Source organism: Phyllobacterium sp. YR531, assembly GCF_000282595.1.
GTDB lineage: Bacteria > Pseudomonadota > Alphaproteobacteria > Rhizobiales > Rhizobiaceae > Phyllobacterium.
The window spans coordinates 35,006-61,525 of the sequence record NZ_AKIZ01000016.1; the positions used below are offsets into that span (position 1 = coordinate 35,006).

Sequence of the window (26,520 nt, forward strand, 5' to 3'; positions counted from 1 at the left end):
CCGCCCCGTGGGGACATGATGAGAGCTGCCATTCGTGAACCTCCCGGTCGTAATTGCCGGAGATTGGCTTATAGGCGAATCGTTTTGCCACGCCAAGCGCCTATTTTTTGTGCAGGCGGGTTTGATCTTCCAGTGCGGCCAGATTGCAACAGTGAACGTGAGCTACAGCACAACGTGACATGCATGGGTTGTCATGGACCTAGGCTGATTTTGGCAAGATCATTTCAAAACGCGCGCCGGTTGCTGAATCGACCAGCCTGATCGTTCCATTGTGTGCTTTAAGCAGGGCTGCAACGATTCCGAGCCCAATGCCCGTCCCGCCATTTTCACGCCTTGTCGTGAAGAAGGGATCAAAAATTCGCTCCCTGTTACCGCTGGAAACACCCCTGCCGTCATCTGATAAGGTAATGATGATCGCATCATCTTCAGACCGCGCATCGATAACAAGCCGACGCGCACCATGTTGAGCAGAGTTTTCTGCAAGATTGGAAAAAATTATGGAAGCATGTTCGCCTGACATGCGAAACGGCAATTCCCCGCCATGCGAAATTTCAATTGCCAAATTAACGGGCGCTTTCACGCTTTGCAAAGCTTGTGCAAGTGATGTGGTTTCAGTTGTCAGGTCAGCGCTTTCTGCACGGGCCAGTTCGATCAGGCGGCGCACAAGCTGATTGAGACGTTGCGTATCCGCCGCAATATTATCGTAGAAGCGCAGGCGTTGTGCCTCGTCCATCTCATTGCCGGAATCGCGCAGCAACTCCGCAGCCCCCTGAATTGCGGTTAGCGGAGATTTCAATTCATGTGAAACATGCGTCGCAAAGGTCTGTATTGCGTCCGACCGCGCCTGCAGCTTGCGCGCCATATCAAGGAACGCTTCGGACAATTCTGCCATTTCCCGCGTGCCGTGATGGCTAAGCGGACGTATTGCATTTCTCTCGCCTGCGGAAATTCGCGCGGTACGATCCATCAGCTCGTAGATCGGTCGGCTGATAGTACGCAGAAAAATGAGGCCGATAAGAAGTGTCGCGCCTACTATGACGACCACCGCCAAGGCGGCCTTGCCACGCTCGCTATAAAGGTGCTTGACGATGTTGTTGGGCGTGCGCGCGATATAAACAACGCCTGCGACGCGATTATCAAGAACAACAGGCAGTGCCACGAATATGCGGATACGGGTGCCGCGGCTGATCGAATAAAGTGATGGCGCAGGCTCGTTGAGCATACGCGTGCGCATCACGCTGGAATAATCCCCGCCAAGCGCCGAGCGAACTTCCTCTACCTCAGCAAAAGACATCCCGACATCACCGCCGCCAGCAATCACTACGCCTTTTGGATCGAGCAGGCGGATACCAGCCAAGGTGGTGCTCTTTGTCTCATCAAGAATGGCGGACAGGTCTGCGCCTATCGCCATGAATCGAGGGTTTGTGCTAGCAGGAACGGCATCCGGGCGGCTCGGAAGAATGGGATCAGTAGCCAGATCGAGGCGAGGCTCGATAGGCGTGTAGCGCACCCCTCGGGAATTTCGCGCACTGACGATGGCACCGAATTCAGTAGGAGAAACAGCCGCTTCCCGCAAACTTTGGGAATAGATGGCTGCTATGACCGCGCTCTGCGCAATCAGTTCAGCCTCAGTCTCACGCACCAGTTGGTTTTCATAAATTCTAAAGAAAAACAGTCCGGCAAGTGGCAGCAACATGACTGAAAGCAAGAGCGTCAACACCACCAGACGCAAACGTGGGCGAAACTTGTCTTTCATGCGCCGCATCGGCCGAGCCGGAAACCGATACCATGCACCGTTTCGATCACATCCGGGCAGCCAGCAGCGGAAAATTTGGCGCGTATATTGCGCACGTGACTGTCTACGGTGCGATCGGACACATGAACATTTGCCGCGTGGCTTGCGTCCAGTATCTGAAGGCGATTGAGCACGTGCATTGGTCGTGTCAGCAGGCTTTTGACAATTGAAAACTCGATTGAGGTAAGATCAATTTCCTTGCCGGAAAAACTTGTGGATCGCCTTACAGGGTCGAGTTTCAAAAGCCCATGGCTCATGGACATCGGCTCCGCGCCCGCACCTGGCAAAGGTCGAGCGCGGCGCAGAATGACATTGATGCGCGAAGTCAGTTCGCGTGGACTGAAAGGCTTGGTGACATAATCATCGCCGCCAATTTCCAGTCCGAGAATACGGTCAATCTCTTCATCACGCGCCGATAAGAACAGTATCGGCACATCGGATTTCTTACGCAATTCCCGGCAAACCTCCAGTCCGTCCAATTCCGGCATACCTACATCGAGAACGATAAGATCCGGTGCCATTTTCTCGAACTGACGCAGCGCAGTGATGCCGTCACCGGCAATTTCCGTGGTCATACCAGCCTTCACCAATGCAAAGCATATGACTTCGCGAATATGCGGATCGTCATCGACGACTAGGATGCGATGGCTCATTACAATGTACTACTCATATGCGTTGCGTTCGAGATGGGGAAAATCAACGATAAATGGAACAGGCTGTAGATAGCTGGAAAGTCGCCATCCGCGAAAGCTCCATTCGCGCCAATCGCCATTATAGCGCTCATAAAGGTAGACAATACTTGCCAATTCGCTTGAGAGCATCGGAAGATTGATTTTTCGCGAAAGCATCGCTTTTCGAATGGCCGGAACGGCTGCTGGTCCCAACTGTTTAAGATAATAAGTATCCAACGCTACGCCCTCCCCGCCAAGATCGCGGCTGTGTCGAATGTTGTAATCGGCAATCAAGGCAGCAAAATTCACAAAACAGCACAGATAAAGCGTTGCAAAAAGCGTCAGAAGATTGGCCGTGCAAAGCCATTCATTGGTTTTTCCAAGTGCAATGCGGGCAAGGATCAGCAAAAGACCGATTGCAACCAGTACCATCCATATGAGAGCCGCAACGCGCCAATAGGTCAGCGAATAGATGCTGACATAGAGCTCCAGCCGCAATATGGACGAAGCGACAAGCACAACATTCTGGGCAATCCACATATAGACCAGAAGCCGGATATACTTATCACCGGCGCTGGCACTGCTCGGACGCATGGCAATGAGCACGAAGAGTGCAGCCAGAAGCGCGGTGACGATCAAGGGATAGGCACCGCTATGGGCATAACGCGCATAAGACATGCCGTCCGGTAGGGCAATGCCACCCCAGAGATAAGCTCCATCCAGCACTGTCTGGATTACAAAAAGCACATTGAACATTACGAGCGCGCGCAGAATTGCCGCTTTGCCGAATACAACATCCTCAATCGTGGTGACGGTTTTATAGCGTGGTAGACTGATCTTGCGGCCCGCACGCTGACGTACGCGTGGACGGATAAATGCCCAGCAGCCAACGATAATGATGGCCCAGAATATGATGCGTATGATCTCGATATGCTTGAATATCGCCCAAACATCAATCAGTGAAAGCCAGTGCTCAATGACCGGATTGGCAAGACCAAACATGCTGATAAAGAAAACCGTGAGCACAACAGGCATCAGCCAGATGGCGAGGCCAGAGAACCTGATTTTACCAGTGCCTGTACGTCGAACGGCTTTTCGCCAACGGAAGATGTCGCGTATCAGCCTTGCTGGAATGACCGAAATGAACCGAATTATTTGTTTTGTCGCAACATCCAGGCGGGAACGCAGACGTTTTGCCATCGACAGCGCGAAGGCCGTCAGTGAAAACAGCGCTATGAGTAGCGATAATTCTGTGACTTCCTCAACAAGTGGCAGAAGGCCAGCAAACAGAAAAGTGCACCGTATCAGCAAGCCCCGCTTCGCAATTGTTCTTGCGTGAACCACAGTGATTGCCATGGCCAACAACGCAGTAAAAATGAACACCGATATGCCTGCCGAGTGATCGTAAAACAGGAAGTCTGCCGCGACAGTGAGCAACATGACTATCGATAGACGTGCAGGGAAACTCCATTTTTGTGCGTAAACGGAAGCGGTCATTCTCTTATCCTGATTGATTTGTCTTCAGTGGCTCTGCGCCGAAATGGAATTATCACCGCACCGGCATCTGTCTTTGGATCATCAATCCACCAGCCATCGCGCAGCAAACGAGCGGGCAAAGCGGGAAACGGAAAGCCGATGTTGGGATTTATTGGACGCATGCCCCGTTATGCGGACGCATAAAGGATTCCCCGTGCCCTAGATGCGGAGGATTTCAGGAGTTTTGTGCAGGAATTGTGCAGATCACAGAGCAAGTCTGTGATCTGCAAATGGATGGGTAGCTATTGCTGTCTGTCGCGGAAGCGATTGGTAATGGGATAGCGGCGGTCCCGACCAAAATTCTTCCTGGTGACCTTCACACCCGGAGCCGACTGGCGGCGTTTGTATTCAGCAATGTAAAGCAGGTGCTCGATACGCTCTACAGTTGCGCGTTCATGGCCACGCGCAACAATTTCATCAACGCCCATCTCGTTTTCGACCAGACATTCGAGAATATCGTCGAGCACTGGATAAGGCGGCAACGAATCCTGATCTGTCTGATTTTCGCGCAGCTCCGCCGAAGGAGCCTTACTGATGATATTGACCGGGATTACCTCACCGGATGGCCCGAGACCACCCGCAGGCACATTCTTGTTGCGCCACTCGGACATGGAATAGACCTGCATTTTATAGAGGTCTTTGATAGGATTATAGCCGCCATTCATATCGCCATAGAGCGTGGCATAGCCAACCGACATTTCCGACTTGTTGCCCGTTGTTACCACCATCGAGCCGAACTTGTTGGAGATGGCCATCAGGATCGTGCCACGGGCGCGACTTTGCAGGTTTTCTTCGGTTATGCCTTCCTTCGTGCCTTCAAATGTCGGACCAAGCGCCTTGAGGAACCCTTCAACAGGTTCGAAGATCGGCACGATATCGTAACGACAGCCGAGCAATCTTGCACAGTCTTCGGCGTCCTTCAGCGAATCTTTTGATGTGTAAGTGTAGGGCATCATTACGGCGCGCAGGCGCTCTTCACCCAACGCATCAACGGCCAGAGCTGCGCAGATTGCAGAATCGATACCGCCGGAAAGGCCGAGCACAACATCCTTGAAGCCGTTCTTGTTGACGTAGTCGCGAAGGCCAAGCATGCAGGCGCGATAATTCGCCTCCTCGCCTTCCGGAATGCGCGACATGGGCCCCTCGCCGCACGCCCAACCATCCTTGCCGCGTCTCCACGTGGTGACGATTAGCTGCTCTTCGAATTGCGACATCTGGAATGCGAGATTCTTGTCGGCATTGAAGGCGAACGAAGCACCATCAAAAATCAGATCATCCTGCCCGCCAAGCTGGTTTGCAAAAACCAGCGGCAGACCGGTCTCGATCACCTGACGCAACGCCACCTGATGGCGCACATCGACCTTACCACGGTAATAGGGAGAGCCGTTCGGGACGCAGAGTATTTCTGCGCCGCTTTCCGCCAGTGTTTCGCAAACGCCCAAATCACCCCAGATGTCTTCACAGATGGGTATGCCGATACGAACGCCCCGGAAGTTAACCGGACCGGGCATTGGCCCCTGCTGGAACACGCGCTTTTCGTCAAACTCACCGTAATTCGGCAGATCGACCTTGAAACGCTCTGCGATAACCTCTCCGCCATCAAGAACCATGACCGAGTTGTGCAGGCCGGTTTCCCGCCGCAGCGGCGTGCCGATGATCACACCAGGGCCACCGTCGCTGGTATCCTTGGCAAACTCCTGAACTGCCTTTTCGCATGCTTCGATGAAGGCCTTTTTCAACACCAGATCTTCAGGCGGATAACCGGAAATGAACAATTCGGTGAAGAGTATGAGATCAGCGCCCTGCCGGGTTGCGTCGGCTCTCGCCTCACGCGCTTTGGCCAGATTGCCTTTGATATCACCCAGTACAGGATTGAGCTGGGCAATGGCGATACGCAGAATGTCGGTATTTTTGCTCATAATGAACATATATCGTTTCGTTGATGGAAAAACAATGTCGCCGTGGTGCGTATCATAAGAAAAATACGTGCCAGAGCGTGTAAAGCCAGACGGTCGCGACGAGAATAACCGAGATCAATACGGCCAGTGACCCGCAATCCTTGGCAATCTGGATTTCCTTATGAAAATCTCGGGAAACCGCATCGCAGGCAGCCTCAATGCCGGTATTCAAGACTTCAACCATGATGAGAAACAGGATGGAGCCGGTGAGGAATAGAAAAGCCAGTGCTGTGGGTGCCACGAAGGCAGCAACCGGAATGGAGAGCAGAAACAGCACCAGTTCCTGTTGGACCGCTTTTTCATGAACTGCAAGATGCCTAAGCGCCCGCATTGAATTGATGAATGCCATTACCAGCCGATGCATGCCTTGCCCCTGAATATCTTAGACAAGTCAGCTATAAGACCCGTATGGCCTTCGTCAATCCTTAGGATGGCGCAACGACAATGTCGCTGCTGCTCTTCTCGTATTGCGGCAGACCATCGTCGATTTCATAATAGTCACCCTTGTCGGCAACGAAGATATGAACTTCACCTTTCAGATCGCTAGAATCGTCGAACGCGCCAGCCATGACGGAAATATAATCAAGGTCATTATGCTTCCAGAACAGTACCGAGCCGCAGTTCTTGCAAAAACCGCGCTTGGCGTGCGTACTGGCCTCGTACCAACTGATATTTTCCCGCCCTGAAATGTCGATGCAATCATCCTGGACATTCGTAGCAGCGTAGTGATGCCCCGATTGCTTGCGGCATTGTGAGCAATGGCAATAGACAATGCCGCGCAATGGACCGCGCGTTTCAAAGTGGATTTTGCCGCAAAGGCACGAGCCGGTATGCATTTCGCTCATAAGCTGCCCTTCCATACATTGTCTTAACTTAAGTAATCCTGCTCAACCCGCTTTCGCGTTCACGCCTTGGCTGATTGTTTTGACGACAACACAAGCAGCAGTGCGCCAAACAGTGCTGATAGCAAAGAGCCAAGCAGAACACCAAGTTTGGTTTCATCCTGCAGCATCGGCGAATTGGCATAAGCCAGGAGTCCGATAAAGAGGCTCATTGTGAATCCAATCCCGCACAGAACAGACACTCCATACATTTGCGTCCAATTGGAACCTGCGGGACGCTCGGCAAGACGCATTTTGATGGCAAGCCAGGCAAAGGAAAATACGCCAAGCTGCTTGCCCACGAACAGGCCGGCAGCGACGCCTAACGGCACGGGATCAGCAAGATTTGATAGCGACACTCCAGTGAATGAAACGCCAGCATTGGCAAAGCCGAATATCGGTACGATTACAAACCCGACCCATGGCTGGATCGCATGTTCTAGTTTGAGAAGCGGCGAACCTGCCTCTCCCTTCTCGCTCTTCATGGGAATGGCCAGTGCAAGTAGAACACCTGCAATCGTCGCGTGTATGCCGGATTTGAAGACCAGTATCCAAAGGATGACGCCAAGCACGATATATGCCCAGAGCCGGACCATTCCCATCAGATTCATGGCCACGAGTATGGCAAAGACCACGGCAACACCGGCCAGTGCAGGAACGTTCAAACCTTCTGAGTAGAACAACGCTATAATGATGACAGCCCCAAGGTCATCGATGATTGCCAGCGCCGTCAAAAAGACTTTCAGCGACAGCGGAACGCGTGACCCAAGCAATGAAAGGACACCCAGCGAAAATGCGATATCGGTGGCCGACGGAATGGCCCAGCCGCGCATTGTCTCGCCCTCATTGAACGCAAGGAAAATCAGCGCTGGAACAACCATGCCGCCGACTGCAGCAAAGCCGGGCAAAGCCCGCCGTGACCAGTTCGACAATTGGCCGCTGACCATTTCGCGCTTGATCTCCAGGCCAACAAGCAAAAAGAACACGGCCATCAGTGCGTCATTGACCCAATGAAGAACGCTCAGCCCTCCAAGATCGATATGCAGCAGGTCGAAATAAGCCTGGCTTAAAGGGGAATTGGCAACAATCAGCGCCAGAGCGGCGACCACCATGAGAATGATGCCGCCAGCGGCTTCACTCGCCATGAACGAACGGAACGATGCGGATAGGCGGGCTCGGCGGGGCGCTTTCGTATTCATATTGCCTTGATAGAATCCGAAAGCCTAAAACTCCACCCCAAAGCGGTTGGTTATGACGTGATTGTGAGCGTTCGAATTATTCTCTGCAAAAGCGGCACTACTTGAGCGGGATAAATCTCAAAATTCCTGCAAGTCCCGATCCCGCATTGTTGCCCCTGTCGGAGGGGTGAGACGTGCCATCATTGACAGGCAATTCCTCGAAATCGAAAGGGCTGATACCTTCAAGGCAGGCAACGTTCACACCATACTCCTGCGGATTTGAGCGTCGCTGATGATGCGTATATATCCCGCATGTCGAGCAGAAGTAATGTTTGGCCGTATTTGTATTGAATTGGTATAGCGTCAGCGCGTCTTCGCCTTCGAGTATCGTGATATCACCGACATTGGCGGTGACGGCAACAGCGCCACGCATCCGGCAATAAGAGCAGGTACATCTTCTGGCGCCATGCAAGCCATTTTTCAGGCGAACGTGAAAGCGGACAGCGCCGCAATGGCACGAACCATCAATCTCATCAATATTCTTGTCCATCCGCTCTCCTGCCTCCTGAAAACAATAATGGCGGCCACGAGGACCGCCATTAAATTTTTAAACGTCCGGGAGATCAGCCGTTTGCAGCCATTTTCTGTGGCTGGCTGTCACGTTCCTTCTTGAGAAGCTCTGCAACAAGAAACGCCAACTCCAAAGCCTGATCCGCATTGAGGCGCGGGTCGCAATGGGTGTGGTAACGATCCTGCAGATCTTCCGCAGAAATGGCGCGCGCACCACCTGTGCATTCGGTGACATTATTGCCGGTCATCTCAATATGGATGCCACCGGGATAGGTTCCCTCGGCATGATGAACTGCAAAAAATCCTTCGACCTCTTTGAGGATACGATCAAACGGACGTGTCTTGTAGCCATTGGCAGTAATCGTGTTGCCATGCATCGGATCACAGGACCAGACGACATTGCGGCCGTCTTTCTGCACTGCACGGATAAGCTTTGGCAGGTGATCGCCAACCTTGTCGTGACCAAAGCGGGCAATCAATGTCAGGCGACCAGCTTCGTTGGCAGGGTTAAGCAGATCGATCAGACGCAACAGATCGTCTGGCTCCAATGTCGGGCCGCACTTGAGACCGAGCGGGTTCTTGATGCCACGGCAATATTCAATATGCGCATGATCCGCCTGACGTGTACGATCGCCGATCCAGATCATATGACCGGAAGTGCCGTACCAGTCGCCAGAGGTAGAATCGACACGTGTCAAAGCTTCTTCATAGCCAAGGAGCAATGCTTCATGGCTGGTGTAGAAATCGGTCTCACGTAATTGAGCGTTGGTTTCAGCTGTAATGCCCACGGCGCGCATGAAATCAACCGTATCAGCGATACGGCGGGCAAGCATGCCATAGCGTTCACCTTGCGGGCTGTCCGCAACGAAGCCAAGCATCCACTGGTTGACGTTCTCAAGATTGGCATAGCCGCCCTGTGCGAACGCACGCAGCAGATTCAACGTTGCCGCAGACTGACGGTAGGCCATTTCCTGACGCGCAGGATCAGGAATACGCGACTGCTCGGTGAACTCGGTACCATTGATGATATCGCCGCGATAAATTGGCAGCTCAATACCATTCTTGGTTTCCGTGTCCGAGGAGCGCGGCTTGGCAAACTGACCGGCGATCCGGCCAACCTTGACGATTGGCTGCGAGGCACCAAAAGTCAGGACGACGGCCATCTGCAGGAATACACGGAAAAAGTCGCGAATATTGTCCGCGCCATGTTCGGCAAAGCTTTCAGCGCAATCACCACCCTGCAAAAGGAAGCTTTCGCCGCGGGAAACGGCTGCGAGCTGCTTTTTCAGCTTCCGCGCCTCACCTGCAAAAACGAGTGGTGGATATGTCCGAAGACGGGCCTCGACATCGCTCAGAGCCTGAGCGTCCGGATAAAAAGGCACCTGCTTGATCGGTTTGCCTCTCCAGGAAGTCGGTGTCCAGTTCTTGGTCATTATTGCACCTGTTACTTGCTTTCCACTTTGGTAGCGTTTGTTTGAGATTTTCCGGTCTTGCCGGAAGGCGCTCATATAGTCCAATTATGCTTGGGATACCAGTCCTGTTGACGATTGAGCCTCTCATCCGATTTGGCCGTTGTGACGCGAGTAAATTTATATTACTTTAACGTAAAAGTAATTATGGGAGGCAGCGATGCAAGAGATTGCTTTTGAAGCAGCAGACGGTTTTCCCTTGCGCGGAAATCTCTTCAGCGGACCAGGTAAAAAACCGGCGGTCCTGATCTCTTCAGCCGCCGCAGTTCCCGACAGTTTTTACCGGCATTTCGCCAATCGCCTGATCGAGCTTGGCGCATCGTATGTGCTTACCTACGATTATCGCGGCGTTGCAAAATCCGCCGTTCCAAAGGGCTGGAAGCCTCGCCTTCATATGAAGGATTGGGCGGTATTGGATATGCCTGCTGCGCTTGACCAATTGAAAAAACTATCTGGTGGCGCACCGATAGCAGGCATTGGTCACTCCTTTGGTGGCGTCGCGATTGGCCTTTGCAACCGTTCCGCTGAGTTTCAGCGATATACCACCCTCGCCTCGCTTTCCGGTTATTACCGCAATACTGCCGAGCCCTTCGCAGTCTTTGCTCGAATGAATCTGCTGGGTGTTCCTCTGACATATCCTCTTGGAAAGCTTCCCAAATGGAGTGGTATAGGCGAAGCTCTTCCCGGCAGTATTTTCCGTGATTGGGCACGTTGGTGCCGCAATCCCAACTTTCTGTTTGAAGACCCCAAAGTTCCCGAAGCAAGGCATTTCAGCGCGGTAAAGATTCCAGTGCTTGGCGTGGGGATTGCGGACGATCCCTGGGGAACGCCAAGGGCGGTGGGTTTATTTCTGGAAAGGCTGGCAAATGCCGACGTCCGCGAAATATGGCTTTCGCCGGACAATCGCACTGATCAGATCGGCCATCTTGGTTTTTTCCGTAAAACCAGAGCCGAAACCTTGTGGCCGGATATTACGAACTGGTTATTGGATGGCACACTGCCTGACGGTGCAATACGCCGGCCAACCGCACAAGCCGCCTGAGACTAAGGTCGCTCTATCAATCTGAAAGACACTATTTATTATCATCCCATTATTTTGATTTCTCTTATTTATTGTACGTACAATATATGATAATCATTTGGGACGAACCAAAGCGTATCGCGAATATTGAAAAGCATGGGCTGGATTTTTTGGCTCTAGATATCGGTTTCTTTCTTGGAGCAGTTATTCGACCCGCCAAGAGACAACGACTTCAAGCAATCGGGCACCTGCATAACGGGATGATATCAGTTATCTTTTTTAAACTTGGTAGTGAAGGCTGGTCTATCATTTCCATGCGACCTGCCAACCCAAAGGAAAGAGCGCTCGTGCTATGAAAGCAAAACAGAATATTCAGCAAGAGTTTAAGGAAGGTCAGGGCTATTCTCAAAAGGATTGGGATGAAGTCTCCGACAATCCCGAATGGACTGAAGAAGACTTTAAAAACGCCCGTCCTTTTCGCGAAGTCTTCCCAGAGCTGGCAGAAAAAATCCGCGAGGAAATCGCCAAGCGTGGTCGGCCGCATTCAGCCATTACAAAACAACCCGTAACAATACGCCTCGACCCTGATGTCATTGCGAAATTCAAGGCAACAGGGCGAGGCTGGCAATCACGGATCAATGAAGTGCTGAGAGAGGCGAAGGTCTGACTGCACTCAGTCGATGCGCTCGCCTTTCACAATGCGATAGCTCGGCTTGTACATGGTAACCAGCTCTTCCGCCGCTGTAGGATGAACAGCCATAGTCCGGTCAAAATCATCCTTCGTACAGCCTGCCTTTATCGTAATACCGAGAAGCTGTGCCATTTCGCCTGCATCTGGCCCAATGATATGTGCGCCCACTACCTTGCGGCTCGCGGCGTCAACAACGAGCTTGGTCAACATCCTATCCTTGGCTCCGGAAAGGGTGTTTTTCATCGGCCGGAAAAGCGCCCGATAGACCTCGATTTCGTCAAATTCCTTGGCGGCTTCCTCTTCCGAAAGCCCAACAGTTCCGATTTCCGGCTGTGAAAACACGGCTGTGGCAATATCGTGATGGTCAGGCTTAGTGGGATTGTCTTTGAAGGCAGTTTCGAGGAAGCACATAGCTTCGTGAATAGCAACCGGCGTCAATTGCACGCGGTTTGTCACATCGCCCACTGCCCAGACATTGGCAACATTTGTGCGGGAATAGTCATCAACCTTGATCGCGCCGATCTCGTCTACTTCAACGCCAGCCTCTTCAAGACCTAGCATTTTTGTGTTCGGTACGCGTCCGATAGCCAGCATGACCTGATCTGCCGGAAGTTCATCGCCAGATGACAAGTGCACATCAAGACGGCCATTGGGGTTGCGCTTGACCTCTTTCAAAATCTCGCCGCAACGGATTTTAATGCCTTTGGCTTCCATGGCTTCATGCAGCAAGTGCCGTAAATCATGATCGAAACGGGACAATATTTCCTTGCCGCGATAGACCAGCGTCACATCTACGCCAAGCCCATGGAAAATATTGGCAAACTCCACTGCTATATAGCCGCCGCCGGCAATAATGATTGCTTCCGGCAGTTTTTTAAGATGAAACGCCTCATTGGAGCTGATGCAAAGCTCATAGCCGGGTAATGCTGCATGCGGATTGGGGTGACCGCCAACAGCCACCAGAATTTGATCAGCCGTGACGCGCTTGCCTGTTTTGAGTATTTCAATCGTATGAGCATCGATCAGTTGCGCGCGACTGTCGAATATCTCTACGTGGGAATTGTCTAATCCCTTGCGATAAAGTCCTTCGAGCCTTTCGATTTCGCGATCCTTGTTGGCAATGAGTGTAGCCCAGTCAAACTTCGTCTCACCTACGCTCCAGCCATAACCGGCTGCGGCTTCAAAATGTTCAGGAAATTGCGAGGCATAAACAAACAGCTTTTTGGGAACACAGCCGCGGATCACACAGGTACCGCCCATGCGGTATTCTTCAGCGAGGCCAACCTTCTTGCCCATGGCACCTGCAAGCCTGCCAGCGCGAACACCACCGGACCCTCCCCCGATAACGAAAAGGTCATAGTCATAGGTTGTCATGGCAGAAGCGCTCCGAATCTGTACTGGCCCATCTATATGGGCCTTACGGTGGCAATTTAAAAGCACAAAGCCCGGACGAACCGGGCTTTGAAAATCAACTAACGATACATACGGGAAATCAGGGTTTTGGCGCTTCCGGCGTCACTGGGGTGGAAGATGTCGCCGCACCTGCAGCAACGACCTTCTCCGCAACAGCCTGGGCCAGATCGCGGGCAATGCCACGCTGCCAGATACCAGCAGCCTTGAGGACCTCACGGGTCACGATTGGACCTTCCGAAAGAAGCTTTTTACCTGCCGGCGAGTTATAGAAGCCAGTGATTGCATTCAGATCTTCTTCGGTAAAGGAAACCGCATATGCGCGCGCTGCTTCATTTTCGAGGTCGCCACGGCGAGCGGCCAGAGCCAGAGCCTGCTCATCAACAGCAGAGCTGATGATCGATTCCAGGTTTGGGTCTTTCTGGATCAGCTCAGCTTTGAGCTGCTGAGCAACCATTGGCAAAATCGAGTCGAACTGATCGGTCGTCTTGATTGCAGTAACAGCGGCCCGTGCAGCGGCCAAATGTGAGGGAGTGATTTCTTGCGCTTGTGCAGAAAATACACCGCCTAGCATGATTGCGACGGACAAGGGTGCAATCAAGCGGCGAAAGCCAGTTGCTCGGTTCATGAATTTATCGCTCCGTTTTTCGTTGTATGCGTTTTACCCAAACCATCTCCAAGCTCGGGCAAAACAACCGATTCTAATGCCACTGCGTACCTAGGCAGATTTATCACTCAGCAATGTTTGAATACCGTCAGCACCCGCCAGAATGGCTGTATGCGCCAGATTCAAAAACAGACCATGCTCTACAACGCCGGGAATGGCATGCAAAGCATCAGATAAGGCTCTTGTATCCGGAATGCGGCCAAAAGATGCATCCAGGATCAAATGCCCCCCGTCTGTCACGAATGGCTCTGTATCAAATGCATCGCCTCGCGTCACCCTTAATGTAACAGCTCCGGAAAGACCGAGCCCGGCAGCAGCCCGCTCTATCGCAAGCGTGGTTGCGGCCAATCCGAACCGATTGACTTCAATGGGTAGTGGAAAAGCACCCAAAGTTTCGACAAACTTGGAAGCATCGGCAATGACGATCATTCGGTCAGAGGCGGCGGCAACTATTTTCTCACGCAGCAACGCACCGCCACCACCTTTGATAAGGCTGAGTTCCCCGTCAACTTCGTCCGCACCGTCAATGGTCAGATCAAGTTGAGGTGTTTCTTCGAGTGTCGAGAGTTGAACGCCAAGCTCTCGGCAAAGCGCGGCTGTGCGTTCGGAAGTAGGCACGCCGATAACCGAAATCCCCGCTTCAACCTTCTTTGCCAAGAGGCGAACGAATTCTTCGGCAGTCGAGCCAGTCCCGATACCAAGACGCATACCGTCCTCAACATGGGTCAATGCCACGGCTGCGGCTTCGATCTTCAGTTGTTTTGGATCCATGGATGCGCCCTCTTGTAGCTTTGACTTGCCATCTTTTTGCATTGACATTGGGCTCCCTAACACGTCAGGCAAAAGGGTCAAGACTCGCCTGTTGATTTTTGGCGGGCTAGTGCACCCTTGGAACGATTGCGGGAATAAAATGCCTCAACCTATAATTGTATTTGATCTGGATGGAACGCTGGTCGATACAGCTCCCGATCTCCTTGACAGTCTCAATCATTGCCTGAGTGCCGCAGGAATGCAGAAGGTCGACCCGGTTGCCCTGCGCCGCTATGTCGGTCAGGGAGGTCGCGTCATGATCGAACGTGCTTTCGAGGCGCAACAAAAGCTGTTGAGTCCGGAACAACTCGATTGGCTCCTCGGCCTCTTCATTGAGCACTACGGTGCCAACATGCCCGGGCATTCAGCGTTTTATGAAGGGGTTGCCAAAGCGATGGATGATCTTGCCCATGCGGGATATCTACTTGCCGTTTGTACGAACAAATTCGAAGGTCTCGCAGTATCCTTGCTGGACAAGCTTGGAGAAACGTCCCGCTTTTCTGCCATAACTGGCGGCGATACGTTTGCTTTTCGCAAGCCCGATCCGCGGCACCTTCTGGAGACAATCCGAATGGCTGGAGGCGACCCGGACAGAGCCATAATGGTTGGGGACAGCCACACTGACATCAATACTGCCAAAGCCGCAGGCATCCCGGTTATAGCTGTCGATTTTGGCTATTCCGACATGCCGGTAGCGACTTACGATCCAAGCCGGGTCATTTCACATTTCCGAGAGCTGACTGTAAAATTGGCAGAGGATTTGATCGCCGCTGTAAACGCGTAATACCTTGCAATTGAGCTTCTGATCTGCCGGAACCAAAAGAGTGACTGCGCGTTTCTGTTTTCGAATGATGCCGACAAAATTTGGTTCGTCATCAGAACGAAGTGTTTGATACTTCGGGAAACTCTGGAGGAATTATGAAAAAGCTCACTTCTATTCTGACAGCAATGGCCATGTCCGTTGGCATGATGACGGCAGGTGCCATTCCGGCCAGCGCTGCTCCTTTAGCGCCTGTAACTGTAGAAACCGGCAATGCCAATGTGCAAACAGTACGCGACCAAAGAAGCATCTTTTACAACAAGCACCAGCAACGTATGAGCCGTGGTGACGGCTGGCGTGGCAACCGGCACTGGCGTGGCGATCGCGGCTGGCGCGGAGACAGAGGCTGGAGAGGTGACAGGCACTGGCGTGGTCATCGCGGATGGCGCCACCATCGCCCCGGCTATCGTTATCACAACGGTGCGTGGTTTCCATTAGCGGCATTTGGAACTGGCGTGATCATTGGAAGCACTGTTAATCGTCCCGCCTATCGCGGTGTTCGCTCCCACACTCAATGGTGCTATGACCGCTATCGCTCATATCGTGCATATGACAACACATATCAGCCCAATTATGGTCCGCGCCGTCAATGTAACTCACCATATTGATATCGCAGCTTGATTCTGCGGCCCGGCTGTCAAACAGCCGGGCCTTTTATTAGTCGGCATAAGCTTTCTGCCTCGATATTAGACGAAGGCCTTATTGCCCCTGCACAGGTCACGTTATAGCTGCCTAGTTTTTAATCGGTGCCGCGTGTGCCGCGCGCTGCTTACGGAATGTGCTTGCATTTTTCCCCGAACGCGCTTGAATGACACTTATATAAAGGGGGATTTGAGTGAAGCCATTTGACGAGATGATCAAAACCGGCGACGAGGTCCGTCAGCCTTATGACCAGTTGAAAAGCTGGCTCGATACACAGAACCCAGGCCGGCTGGCGCAAAAAGCTCTCGATGCCGAGAATGTTTTCAGGAAAACCGGTATTACTTTCGCCGTCTATGGCGATGAAGAAGCTGCCGAGCGGCTCATCCCTTTCGATATTATCCCCCGCATCATTACCGGAAATGAATGGCGCCGCCTTTCTCAAGGCATTGAGCAACGCGTCATGGCGCTCAACGCATTTCTCGATGATATCTATCATCGCCAGGAAATTATCCGCGCTGGGCGTATTCCGCGTGAGCTATTCACGCATAATGATGCTTATCTACCTGAAATGGTTGGTTTTCGCCCACCGGGGAACGTCTACACCCACATTATCGGCGTCGACATTGTAAGGACAGCCGAGAACCAGTTCTACGTGCTTGAAGACAATGCGCGAACACCTTCCGGCGTGTCCTACATGCTGGAAAATCGCGAAACGATGATGCAGCTTTTTCCGGAGCTGTTCCAGCAAATCAAAGTCCGGCCAGTTGAAACCTATCCGAAAATGTTGCGGCAATCCCTTGCAGCAGTGGCACCGCCCGGATGTAATGGAACACCAACAATCGCCGTATTGACGCCCGGCATCTATAATTCGGCCTATTTCGAACACGCGTTTCTGGCGGATCAGATGGGTGTTGAACTCGTTGAGGGTGGCGATCTGAAGGTGGAGAATGGCAAGGTCGTCATGCGTACGACCGAAGGCAATAGGGCAATCGACGTGCTCTACCGTCGGGTGGACGATTCTTACCTCGACCCTCTTACCTTCCGGCGCGATTCCGCCCTTGGCGTTGCTGGCATCATGGATGTTTACAGGTCCGGAAACATCACCATCGCCAATGCGCCGGGTACCGGCATTGCCGATGACAAGGCGCTTTATTCTTACATGCCGGAAATTGTCGAGTTCTATACGGGACGCAAAGCGATATTGGAAAACGTACCAACACATCGCTGCTCGGAACCTGATACGTTGAAATATGTGTTGGAACATCTCAGTGAGCTGGTGGTCAAAGAAGTACACGGTTCAGGCGGCTATGGCATGCTGGTCGGTCCGGCAGCTTCAAAGAAAGAGTGCGAAGCGTTTGCGCTGAAACTCAAGGCCAATCCAAAAAACTACATTGCGCAGCCGACATTAGCGCTATCGACCACTCCGATCATGACGGAAAAAGGCCTTGCGCCACGCCACGTGGATTTACGGCCTTTCGTCCTTGTTTCGGATCGCATCCGCATCACCCCCGGCGGGCTGACACGTGTTGCGCTGAAGGAAGGGTCGTTGGTGGTGAATTCAAGCCAGGGAGGCGGAACAAAGGATACGTGGGTACTGGACGACTGAGATCCGGAAAATTGCTGATAATTGCGGGAATAAGGGCCATTCATAAGGCTCCCGATATATAAAAGAGGGAATTCATTAGAAATGCTACTTGGGCGTACCGCAAATGGTCTTTACTGGATGTTCCGCTATATAGAGCGGGCTGAAAACATGGCTCGACTGATCGACGCCGGACTGCGCATGGCGCTTACAAAGACCTCCGATGCACCGGAAGAATGGTCGTCTGTCTTGATGAGTGCCGGTGTAAAAATCGGGTATGACAACAAATACAAGGAATACAACGCCAGCCTTGTTTCCGATTTTCTCTTGCGCGATTTGAACAATCCTTCGAGCGTCATGTCATGCGTCGAGACTGCACGTTCCAATGCACGCATGGTGCGTACCGCTTTGACACGGGAAGCCTGGGAAAGCGTCAATGAAACCTGGATGGTGTTGAAATCAACCCTTGCCTCCCCCATTCCGGAAACCGACCTGCCACGCGTACTCGACCAGATCAAACGTGAGACGGCCATCATCCGCGGTGCGTTCCATGGCACCATGCTTCGCAATGAAATCTTCAATTTCGCGCGTATCGGTACATTTATCGAGCGGGCGGATAACACGGCACGCATTCTTGACGTGAAATATTATGTGCTGCTGCCATCAATATCCTATGTCGGCACAACACTTGATAATTTCCAATGGGAATCGATCCTGCGTTCAGTTTCCGCGCATCGTTCTTATCGCTGGGTCTACGACATCGAATATAGTCCGGTTAACATTGCGGATTATCTGATCCTCAACTCGCGAATGCCGCGTTCACTGAACTTCTGTTACTCGAATATTGTCGACAACCTGAAACATCTGGCGGTTGATTATGGTGCTCGCCATGAGTGCCACGATATGGCTGAGAACATAATGACGCGGCTTGAGAACAATAACATCCGTACGATCTTCGACAACGGACTGCATGAATTCCTGAGTGACCTCATCTATCAAACCACCGGCTTGAGCAGAAAGATTGCCAAAGCCTACAATTTTGATTGAGCCCCATGCTATTGAATATCCAGCATAATTCACACTATCGCTATGATGCCCCTGTGCACTACGCTATCCAGCGTTTACGTTTGCATCCGCAGAGTTCACCCGGTCAGAAAGTCATCGACTGGAATGTGACAATCGAAGGAGCAACACAGGAAGCCAGCTATCGGGATGGCTATGGAAATCGCACGCTGCTCATCAGTGTTGAGCGCGGAACGCAAGAACTGGTTATTCGCGCCGCCGGGCATGTGGAGACTGAAGATCGAACGGGCGTTCACGGCAAAGTCTACAATTTCATGCCGATATGGCTCTACGAACGCGAGACGGATCTGACAGCTCCGGGCGATGCAGTCCGCGAACTTGCGGCAGGACTGCCGGCAAAATCTGACAGACTTGAGATTCTGCATGAACTTATGGGCGCATTGAACAAAAAACTGGTCTACACGCCCGGAACGACCACGATCGATACCACGGCCGAGGAGGCGCTTCGGCTTGGCACCGGCGTTTGTCAGGACCACACACACGTATTTCTCTCAGCGGCGCGGTTACTGCATATTCCTGCGCGCTACGTTTCCGGCTATCTGATGATGAACAATACAATCGAACAGACAGCCAGCCATGCTTGGGCGGAAGCCCATATTGACGGGCTTGGATGGGTCGGCTTTGATGCCGCCAACGATATATGCCCGAATGAGACTTATGTGCGTATCGCTTGCGGGCTGGATTACCGCGAAGCAGCCCCTGTTTCCGGAATACGCTTTGGACCGTCAATTGAATCTCTTGCCGTCGAGGTCAATGTAGAGCAGTAATCGCTCTGATATTCGAACTTGGGATTCGCTATGACTTATTGCGTCGGGCTCAAACTGGACCGTGGACTTGTGTTTATGTCTGACACAAGGACCAATGCGGGCGTCGACAATATTTCGACATTCAAGAAAATGTACACTTGGGCCAAGTCCGGCGATCGGGTGATTACGCTTCTGTCTGCTGGCAATCTTGCGACCACGCAGGCAGTTATCAGCATTCTCAATGAGCGAACCAAAATGCCATCGGAGCGCTCGCCTTCCATCTACGAAATGCCCTCAATGTTTCAGACTGCAAGGCTGGTGGGCGATACGATTCGCGATGTAATCCATCAGGTTGATAGCGGTGGCCAGCGCGCCGACTCTTTCGGCGCTTCGATCATACTCGGTGGCCAGATAAAGGGCGGCGATCCACGACTTTTTCTCATTTATCCTGAAGGAAACTTCATCGAGTCAACGCAGGACACGCCTTTCTTTCAGATTGGCGAGCATAAATACGGCAAGCCCATCATCGTGCGGTCCTATGATCCTGCGATGACTTTTGAAGAGGCGACGAAATTGTTGCTCGTCTCGTTTGATTCAACGCTCAAATCAAACCTGTCTGTCGGCCTGCCACTTGATTTGCAGTTCTATGAATCTGATAGCTTCCGGCTTGGCTTCGAAAAGCGCATCGAACGCAACGACCCCTATTATGAGGTCGTCTCCGAAGGCTGGTCACAGGCCCTGAAACTGGCGTTCCAGAGCCTGCCACCATTCGAGATTAAACAGGACTAATGCTGGAAGGTTACTCGTCCATTTTTTTCATAAAATCTCGCCCCATATAACAAGCGGCGAAATCTCGATCTATTTCACAGGATTGCTCATAATACCGTCGTGCAAGAGCGTTGTTCTTCTGGACGCCATTCCCGAATTGGTATGATGCGCCATGCATTGCACAGCCCCATGCATCCCTTGCAGCGCATGTTTCTTGAAAAGAGCGAAATAGGCAGCGAGCAGTTTCAGGCTCGTTTGGGTCCGGAAATGGATCGCTTTCATGTGTATCGCTCAGGATGCTTGCGGCGCGGTTGGTACATCCACCTGGATGTCCCAATGCACAGCTAAGAGCAAATAATCTCTGCCAGTTGGGATAATCCTTGCTTTCTCCATTCATTTCCCAAACAACGGCGAGCGAAAAACATGCCACGCTGTCCTGCTCTCCTAGACAATTGCGGAGGCACATTTTGGGATCGTTACGACAGGCGTTCAAATTCATCCCAAAACGTGTCGTGAACGGCTTCCAGAAAGACATTTTTGTCTTCCATATATCAGCAGGACAGGCACCGTAGAGCGTTTGCAGTTCATACTTATTGGAAGACTCGCGCAAGCCCTCTTGAAGCTGTAAGAACTCATCCCTTTGAACCGAGTTTTCTAGGGAAAGAGCCGGTGTTGTCACAGTAATTGCAAGGAAAACAAGGGATCGAAAAAATGAAATCGCCTTCATCGCATTCAGTTTAATCCCCAGCTATCTTGTGAAACCTCAACTAGTCTTTTTCGATATTAGAGATTTGCGGTCTGCACAGTTTCCGCCTGACGGACGGCATGCGTCTTCACAAGTGCCTTTTCAAGATAAGCATCGCGTTCATAGACGTCATCATAGTAGTGAATCTGCCCTGTCGCGGCATCCGGCCAAGCTGTAAAATAGGACACGTAGACCGGAAGCTGTGATTTCACCTTTACGTTCCGCTCGTTCTTGCCGAAATATTGCGTCAGCTCTTCAACCGGCATTTCAAGCACTGCGGCCGCCATATCCCGTGGACGCTCCAAGCGAATGCAACCATGACTCAGCGCACGCATATCTTTTTTGAAGTATGACTTTGCCGGTGTGTCGTGCATGTAGATGTCGTGACTGTTCGGGAACAGTATTTTCAATTCGCCAAGCGCATTGTCCAAGCTTGGCTTCTGACGAATGCCCACGCCGCCGCCATTCGAGGCAACCTGCCCCCAATTGACTGAACTCGAAGGAACCACACGTCCGGATTTGTCATAGACCTCATAGCCGCTGTTTTCGAGATAGGACGGGTTATTGAGAATCTTCGGCATCATTTCATTGAGAATGATGGAACGCGGCACGCCCCATGAAGGGTTGAACACCACTGTTTCAATCGTATCGTTGAAGAAGTAAGTCTGGTTGGTCGGCGACCCCACAACAACATTCATCGCCAATTTTTCTGCATTATCGCTAAAATACTGAGCACGATAGGCAGGCTGGTTGATAAAGACATAGCGGCTGCCAAAATCACGCGGCATCCAGCGCATACGCTCCATCGAATAGAGTATCCGGTCGCGCTTCGACGCGCTGCTCTCCCCCTGAAGGGATTTGATCGTGGCGTTGCCAATAACGCCATCTGCCTGTCGCCCCTGCGATTTCTGGTAATCCTTTACCGCCTCGACAAGACTAACATCATAAGTTTCTGAGGTTTCGTTTGCCTGCAGGATCGCATCATGCTGGGCGAGATAATCCTTCGGCGCCTTTGCCCTGATGAGAGCGACAATGTTCTTCAGTTCCGCATTGCTTTCGCCCGGACGGATCAGTGTGCCGGGCGCAATGTGAACGGAGGGACCGGCCGTATCAGCAATGGCATGCAGATTTTGCTTCAGCTCGGTGAACCACTTGTTCTGCGGTTCGAAACCGGCAAGAACTGCGCTTGGATCACCAGCGGATGCAAGCTGCCCAATGACTGCGCGTGGTTTGACATTATCCGTATTGAGGTCGTGGAAGCCGCTAAGACGGTTAGGATTGACGCGACCATCCCCCTGATCCATCGCATAGCGAAGTGCGCGGGCCGAGAGTGAAAGCTCAAACTCAGCCAGTTCCTTCAAGCGAGCAGGAATATCGCCTCGGTCATATTCGTCGCCCGGGACTTTGACAGCGTAATCCTGCGGGTCGAGACCACTTTCGGAAGCCTTGGCAAACAGCCCAATCACTGCCTTGGCTTTTGGTGCGACATCATAAGATACAGTCCAAATCGGATGCTGGCCGGATGCGTAGTAAGCGACAATCGCATCGGCAATGTCCTTCTCCGCCTTCACATGCGCCTCGCGAAGGTGATCAATCTTCAAACCAAACTGGTCCATTTCCATCGATGGCGCAGCGCCAACGCTTGGATGGGAAGATGCTGTCAGCTGCGGATCAACCTTGGTCAGATCGATCTGCACGAGTGCTTGCGGCTTGTAATCATAGTTCTTCGGCGCTGTGACGGTTACACGCTTTACCGGCGCGCGTTGAGCCGGAGCAGAACTTTGACCAACTCCCATAGCTGGCTCTGGAGGAAGAACCGGCTGGGACTGAATGCGCCGGCTGGGGAACAGCAGTTCCATCAGATTGTTGGCAGCCGATGCCTGTGGCACAGCTCCTGCTGTCGCCGACAGCATTGCTGCCAAAAAGAGTGCGCGTTTTTTCGAGAAAGAAATCATGATGCTCGCCCAGCTGGAACAGTCTCGCCCGTAATCAAACACGGGCCGTCAATTTGGTGTCGTTCCAGTTTCGACGCATCTTGTTTAGAATGTTTTAACAATGCCACGCCCCCGGCAGATTATTCTTGAGCGACGCATCTGTGCACGTTCGCCTCTGTTCAGAGGTTAACGTGATTCAACCCGAATTTCATTTTGATTCACTACACGACGAGTTGATCATAGGCGTTCTTTTCTCGAATATGCAATAATGTCACAGTAGAAGCAGTCGAAACATCGAATTGGGGGATACGATGATTAGATTTTATCGCATGGTTTTACTGTTCTTTGGCGTTTTTTGTCTGAGTTGCTTCGGCGCAACAGCAAAACCACAAGATCATTTGGGCAAGAAAATTTTCAACAGCAACAGAACTCAAGTTCAGCCTGCAAAATATCAATCTGATTTTTCACCAATTACACGAAAAAGTGTTTCATTTCCTGCCAAATATTCGGCGGGAACGATCGTCATCCGAACCGGCGAGAGACGGCTATATCATGTGACATCATCCGGTCGCGCGACAGCCTACGGAATCGGTGTCGGAAAAAGCGGCTTTACATGGAGCGGCAGCAATAAAATCTCGCGTAAGGCAGAGTGGCCGGGCTGGACACCGCCAGCTCGCATGCGAGCCCGCGAGGCAAAGAAGGGTCGTATCCTTCCCGCCTATATGCCGGGTGGACCGAACAATCCGCTTGGTGCTCGTGCCATGTATATCGGCTCGACGATCTATCGGATCCATGGAACCAACCAGCCATGGACGATTGGTCAGGCTATGTCATCAGGCTGCATACGTATGGCAAATGATGATGTGAAACACCTGTACGCCAATGTCAGCATTGGAACACGCGTCGTCGTCCTTCGGTAGCAATCAGGAACGTTTCAGCCTTATGGGCTCGCGGGAAAGGCTCTTTTCTGCGAGCTCATCAAGATAGGCCTGCCAACGCGCACCCTTGTTTCTGCCAAGGTCAATCAAATAGTCCCAGCTAAAAAGACCTGTATCGTGCATGTCGTCGAAGGTGATGCGTACCGCATAATTGCCGATGGGTTCCATCTTGGCGATTTCCACGTTGATTTTGCCGGGTACCGTTACACGCTGCTCCGGAGAATGCCCCTGCACTTCCGCTGAGGGTGAAGCTACACGCAGAAGCTCCGCAGCCAGATCATACTTCTCGCCGTTGTCAAAGGTGATCGACAGAGATTTGCGGTCTTTGCTGACGCGCAGTTCTTTTGGCCAGGCATCGGTCATAAACTGAAATCCTTCGTTTTCTTCTGTGTAGGCGCTGCCGCTGGTTGCCGCAAGCGGCTGGACGGGTGCTCATAATTTTACCAACCAATGCCGTGAAATGCGCGCAAACGCCTCAGACAACTGGACTTCAAGGCACCAGGCGATAACTGGACAAGTCAATGATGCCGCACTATCTCTGGATAAGGAGGAAGCTCTTGGATCATTTGGCAGCATTCGACCAGACAGCAACACAAACATCGATGATTGACCCCTTCGGGCGGACGATCAGCTATTTGCGCGTGTCAGTAACGGATCGCTGCGATTTCCGCTGCACCTATTGCATGTCGGAACACATGACATTCCTGCCGCGCAAAGAGCTTCTGACACTTGAGGAACTGGATCGCTTATGCACGGCCTTTATCGAAAAGGGTGTAAAGCGGCTCAGGCTGACGGGCGGAGAGCCGCTGGTTCGCAAGAACATCATGCATCTGATCAGCGAGCTTTCACGTCACTTGCGTTCGGGTGCGTTGGAAGAGCTGACGCTGACGACAAATGGTTCACAGCTTGCGCGGTTTGCTCGAGAACTGGCCGATCTCGGCGTAAAGCGCATCAATGTTTCGCTGGATACACTCGACGCAGCAAAGTTCAAGGCGATTACACGATGGGGCGACCTTAGCCGCGTGATGGAAGGTATTGATGCCGCTCGGGATGCCGGCATCAAGGTCAAGCTGAATGCCGTCGCGTTGAAAGGCTTTAACGATCTAGAAATCCCGCACATGATCCGCTGGGCGCATGGAAGAGGTATGGACCTGACCCTGATCGAAACGATGCCGATGGGCGAGATTGATCTGGACCGGACGGATCAATATTTGCCACTGTCACTGCTCCGGGCAAAACTGCGTGAAGAATTCACGCTCAATGATATTCCTTACAAGACCGGCGGCCCTGCCCGATACGTTGAAATCTCCGAGACTGGCGGTCGTGTCGGCTTCATTACGCCGATGACGCACAATTTCTGCGAAAGCTGCAATCGCGTCCGCCTGACTTGCACGGGCACGCTGTATATGTGCCTTGGTCAGGAAGATGCAGCAGACTTGCGGGAGCCTTTGAGGGCCTCGGAAGGCAATGAGCTTTTGAGCAGCGCCATTGATGAAGCAATCGGTCGCAAGCCCAAGGGTCACGATTTCATTATTGACCGGCGGCACAACCGGCCTGCCGTTTCTCGCCATATGAGCGTTACTGGCGGCTGAAAATCCAAATATTCCGCATGCGCAAAGTTGTTTTCATTGATATATCAATGGAAGCGATTCTGGAGGAGAATCGTCCTGCCCGGCGGAAGTGAATAATCTTGGCGCTATCTCCCAACTTGCGCGGAAGTATATCCATGGCCATTGGCATGGCGTGCTTCACTTTCAACGATGCGACAGTCAAATTTGTCGCCGAAGAAATGAACATGGGTCAGGTCATGCTGGTCCGCAGTTCCATAGCAACGTTTCTGATCGTGAGTCTTGCCTGTTACCAAGGCATGCTCATCCCATTGCGGCAAGCGCTGCACAAAATGACGATATTGCGTGTGCTTGGCGAAGTGGTGGGAACTGTCAGCTTTCTTGTTGCGCTGGTGCACGTTCCCCTTGCACTGACATCCGCCATCCTGCAGGCGCTACCTCTGGTTGTTACGCTAGGCGCCGCACTTTTCTTTGGAGAGCCGGTCGGCTGGCGGCGATGGGTTGCAATCGTCATCGGGCTTGCAGGCGTGCTTATAATTGTCCGTCCTGGCCAAGCCGGAATGAGCCCCTATATTCTGCTGATTGTCATTACGGTGATTTTTGCAGCGTTGCGTGACCTTGCCACTCGCAAAGTGCCAAAAACCATTCCGGTACTCATGATTTCAGCTTTGACGTCGGTCGGAGTCGGCATTGCTGGCGCTGCAATGATTGTGCCACTTGGCGGCTGGACACCAATGTCGACAACCAACATCCTGCTGCTGGTCCTTGCCGCCTGTTGCGTCATGGTTGCCTATCATTTCCTTATCCTCGCCATGCGCGAAGGCGAGATTTCCTTCGTAGCTCCATTCCGGTACACCAGCCTGCTTTGGGCGATTTTACTGGGGTTCCTGTTTTTCGGCGACTTGCCTGACATACCAATGATTATTGGCTCGATCATAGTCATTGGCAGCGGTCTTTATACGCTTTACCGTGAACGTAAGGTGAGCCGCATCAAACCGGCAGCAACGGCAGCGGCGTCATCACCCGACGGAGTTTAA

At 52.2% G+C, this 26,520-nt stretch carries 26 protein-coding genes and 1 pseudogene; 12 read left to right on the forward strand and 15 right to left on the reverse strand.

All coding sequences use genetic code 11. The features are described from left to right. Window positions 1-199: 199 nt before the first annotated feature. The 9 genes from PMI41_RS07275 to PMI41_RS07315 all read right to left on the reverse strand — a co-directional run bounded on the left by PMI41_RS07275 (window position 200) and on the right by PMI41_RS07315 (window position 10,022). Complete coding sequence (locus PMI41_RS07275) at window positions 200-1,756, reverse strand: ATP-binding protein (RefSeq protein ID WP_008123307.1); 1,557 nt, start codon at window positions 1,754-1,756, stop codon at window positions 200-202. Then, window positions 1,753-2,448 carry a response regulator transcription factor gene (locus PMI41_RS07280; RefSeq protein ID WP_008123308.1) on the reverse strand — a complete coding sequence of 232 codons (696 nt, stop codon included), beginning with the start codon at window positions 2,446-2,448 and terminating at the stop codon, window positions 1,753-1,755. Before PMI41_RS07280 ends, PMI41_RS07275 begins: the two co-directional genes overlap by 4 nt. Window positions 2,449-2,457: 9 nt before the next feature. Further along, window positions 2,458-3,963, reverse strand: a complete 1,506-nt coding sequence (locus PMI41_RS07285) for a DUF4173 domain-containing protein (RefSeq protein ID WP_008123309.1) — start codon at window positions 3,961-3,963, stop codon at window positions 2,458-2,460. Window positions 3,964-4,244: 281 nt separating this feature from the next. Then, the gene (locus PMI41_RS07290) at window positions 4,245-5,921 is read right to left on the reverse strand and encodes an NAD+ synthase (RefSeq protein WP_040854288.1); all 1,677 of its coding nucleotides are present in this window, start codon (window positions 5,919-5,921) and stop codon (window positions 4,245-4,247) included. A 52-nt stretch (window positions 5,922-5,973) separates the two neighbouring features. Next, window positions 5,974-6,324, reverse strand: a complete 351-nt coding sequence (locus PMI41_RS07295) for a diacylglycerol kinase (RefSeq protein ID WP_008123313.1) — start codon at window positions 6,322-6,324, stop codon at window positions 5,974-5,976. Between the two features lie 61 nt (window positions 6,325-6,385). Further along, a complete protein-coding gene (locus PMI41_RS07300) occupies window positions 6,386-6,805 on the reverse strand; it encodes a GFA family protein (protein ID WP_008123315.1) in 420 nt (139 codons plus the stop codon). Between the two features lie 59 nt (window positions 6,806-6,864). Further along, window positions 6,865-8,040: a Na+/H+ antiporter NhaA gene (gene nhaA / locus PMI41_RS07305; RefSeq protein ID WP_008123317.1), complete on the reverse strand. Its 1,176-nt coding sequence runs from the start codon at window positions 8,038-8,040 to the stop codon at window positions 6,865-6,867. Window positions 8,041-8,137: 97 nt separating this feature from the next. Beyond that, the gene (locus PMI41_RS07310; RefSeq protein ID WP_008123319.1) at window positions 8,138-8,569 is read right to left on the reverse strand and encodes a GFA family protein; all 432 of its coding nucleotides are present in this window, start codon (window positions 8,567-8,569) and stop codon (window positions 8,138-8,140) included. A 73-nt stretch (window positions 8,570-8,642) separates the two neighbouring features. Next, window positions 8,643-10,022, reverse strand: coding sequence for a 3-deoxy-7-phosphoheptulonate synthase class II (locus tag PMI41_RS07315; RefSeq protein ID WP_008123321.1), 1,380 nt, complete (start codon window positions 10,020-10,022; stop codon window positions 8,643-8,645). Window positions 10,023-10,218: 196 nt separating this feature from the next. Between PMI41_RS07315 and PMI41_RS07320 the strand changes: the two genes are divergently transcribed. From PMI41_RS07320 to PMI41_RS07330, 3 genes are all read left to right on the forward strand, one after another. Next, window positions 10,219-11,100: an alpha/beta fold hydrolase gene (locus tag PMI41_RS07320; RefSeq protein WP_008123323.1), complete on the forward strand. Its 882-nt coding sequence runs from the start codon at window positions 10,219-10,221 to the stop codon at window positions 11,098-11,100. Window positions 11,101-11,186: 86 nt separating this feature from the next. Continuing rightward, window positions 11,187-11,435, forward strand: coding sequence for a BrnT family toxin (locus tag PMI41_RS07325; protein ID WP_008123326.1), 249 nt, complete (start codon window positions 11,187-11,189; stop codon window positions 11,433-11,435). Beyond that, complete coding sequence (locus tag PMI41_RS07330; protein ID WP_008123328.1) at window positions 11,432-11,746, forward strand: BrnA antitoxin family protein; 315 nt, start codon at window positions 11,432-11,434, stop codon at window positions 11,744-11,746. Before PMI41_RS07325 ends, PMI41_RS07330 begins: the two co-directional genes overlap by 4 nt. 6 nt (window positions 11,747-11,752) lie before the next feature. Here PMI41_RS07330 and gor read toward each other — a convergent pair whose 3' ends face one another. From gor to rpiA, 3 genes are all read right to left on the reverse strand, one after another. Next, window positions 11,753-13,144 (reverse strand): glutathione-disulfide reductase, encoded by a 1,392-nt coding sequence (gor, locus tag PMI41_RS07335; protein WP_008123329.1) that lies wholly within the window; start codon window positions 13,142-13,144, stop codon window positions 11,753-11,755. A gap of 118 nt (window positions 13,145-13,262) precedes the next feature. Further along, window positions 13,263-13,808: a DUF2059 domain-containing protein gene (locus PMI41_RS07340; protein ID WP_008123330.1), complete on the reverse strand. Its 546-nt coding sequence runs from the start codon at window positions 13,806-13,808 to the stop codon at window positions 13,263-13,265. Window positions 13,809-13,898: 90 nt separating this feature from the next. After that, window positions 13,899-14,618 carry a ribose-5-phosphate isomerase RpiA gene (rpiA, locus tag PMI41_RS07345; RefSeq protein ID WP_040854290.1) on the reverse strand — a complete coding sequence of 240 codons (720 nt, stop codon included), beginning with the start codon at window positions 14,616-14,618 and terminating at the stop codon, window positions 13,899-13,901. 139 nt (window positions 14,619-14,757) lie between these two features. Between rpiA and PMI41_RS07350 the strand changes: the two genes are divergently transcribed. The 6 genes from PMI41_RS07350 to PMI41_RS07375 all read left to right on the forward strand — a co-directional run bounded on the left by PMI41_RS07350 (window position 14,758) and on the right by PMI41_RS07375 (window position 20,319). Continuing rightward, window positions 14,758-15,441, forward strand: a complete 684-nt coding sequence (locus tag PMI41_RS07350) for an HAD family hydrolase (RefSeq protein WP_008123332.1) — start codon at window positions 14,758-14,760, stop codon at window positions 15,439-15,441. Between the two features lie 134 nt (window positions 15,442-15,575). Further along, window positions 15,576-16,085 carry a BA14K family protein gene (locus PMI41_RS07355; protein WP_008123333.1) on the forward strand — a complete coding sequence of 170 codons (510 nt, stop codon included), beginning with the start codon at window positions 15,576-15,578 and terminating at the stop codon, window positions 16,083-16,085. 227 nt (window positions 16,086-16,312) lie between these two features. Further along, window positions 16,313-17,725: a circularly permuted type 2 ATP-grasp protein gene (locus tag PMI41_RS07360; protein WP_008123334.1), complete on the forward strand. Its 1,413-nt coding sequence runs from the start codon at window positions 16,313-16,315 to the stop codon at window positions 17,723-17,725. Between the two features lie 81 nt (window positions 17,726-17,806). Next, on the forward strand, window positions 17,807-18,748 hold the full coding sequence (locus tag PMI41_RS07365; protein ID WP_008123335.1) for an alpha-E domain-containing protein: 942 nt from the start codon (window positions 17,807-17,809) through the stop codon (window positions 18,746-18,748). 5 nt (window positions 18,749-18,753) lie between these two features. Then, window positions 18,754-19,551, forward strand: coding sequence for a transglutaminase family protein (locus PMI41_RS07370; RefSeq protein ID WP_008123336.1), 798 nt, complete (start codon window positions 18,754-18,756; stop codon window positions 19,549-19,551). A gap of 30 nt (window positions 19,552-19,581) precedes the next feature. Then, window positions 19,582-20,319 carry a proteasome-type protease gene (locus PMI41_RS07375; RefSeq protein WP_008123337.1) on the forward strand — a complete coding sequence of 246 codons (738 nt, stop codon included), beginning with the start codon at window positions 19,582-19,584 and terminating at the stop codon, window positions 20,317-20,319. A gap of 10 nt (window positions 20,320-20,329) precedes the next feature. On the opposite strand, the gene PMI41_RS24195 is transcribed toward PMI41_RS07375, so the two are convergent. Both PMI41_RS24195 and PMI41_RS07385 read right to left on the reverse strand, forming a co-directional pair. Continuing rightward, a complete protein-coding gene (locus PMI41_RS24195) occupies window positions 20,330-21,025 on the reverse strand; it encodes a sel1 repeat family protein (protein ID WP_008123338.1) in 696 nt (231 codons plus the stop codon). Between the two features lie 56 nt (window positions 21,026-21,081). Next, window positions 21,082-22,998 carry a L,D-transpeptidase family protein gene (locus tag PMI41_RS07385; RefSeq protein ID WP_008123339.1) on the reverse strand — a complete coding sequence of 639 codons (1,917 nt, stop codon included), beginning with the start codon at window positions 22,996-22,998 and terminating at the stop codon, window positions 21,082-21,084. A gap of 491 nt (window positions 22,999-23,489) precedes the next feature. Between PMI41_RS07385 and PMI41_RS07390 the strand changes: the two are divergent. Further along, window positions 23,490-23,897, forward strand: a pseudogene (locus PMI41_RS07390) (L,D-transpeptidase); the annotation flags it as partial. A gap of 3 nt (window positions 23,898-23,900) precedes the next feature. Here PMI41_RS07390 and PMI41_RS07395 read toward each other — a convergent pair. Further along, window positions 23,901-24,278 carry a DUF971 domain-containing protein gene (locus PMI41_RS07395; RefSeq protein WP_008123343.1) on the reverse strand — a complete coding sequence of 126 codons (378 nt, stop codon included), beginning with the start codon at window positions 24,276-24,278 and terminating at the stop codon, window positions 23,901-23,903. A gap of 239 nt (window positions 24,279-24,517) precedes the next feature. On the opposite strand from PMI41_RS07395, the gene moaA reads away from it, so the two are divergent. Next, window positions 24,518-25,507: a GTP 3',8-cyclase MoaA gene (moaA, locus tag PMI41_RS07400; protein ID WP_040854305.1), complete on the forward strand. Its 990-nt coding sequence runs from the start codon at window positions 24,518-24,520 to the stop codon at window positions 25,505-25,507. Window positions 25,508-25,623: 116 nt separating this feature from the next. Continuing rightward, entirely contained in the window at window positions 25,624-26,520 is an 897-nt protein-coding gene (locus PMI41_RS07405; RefSeq protein ID WP_348225798.1) for a DMT family transporter, read from the forward strand.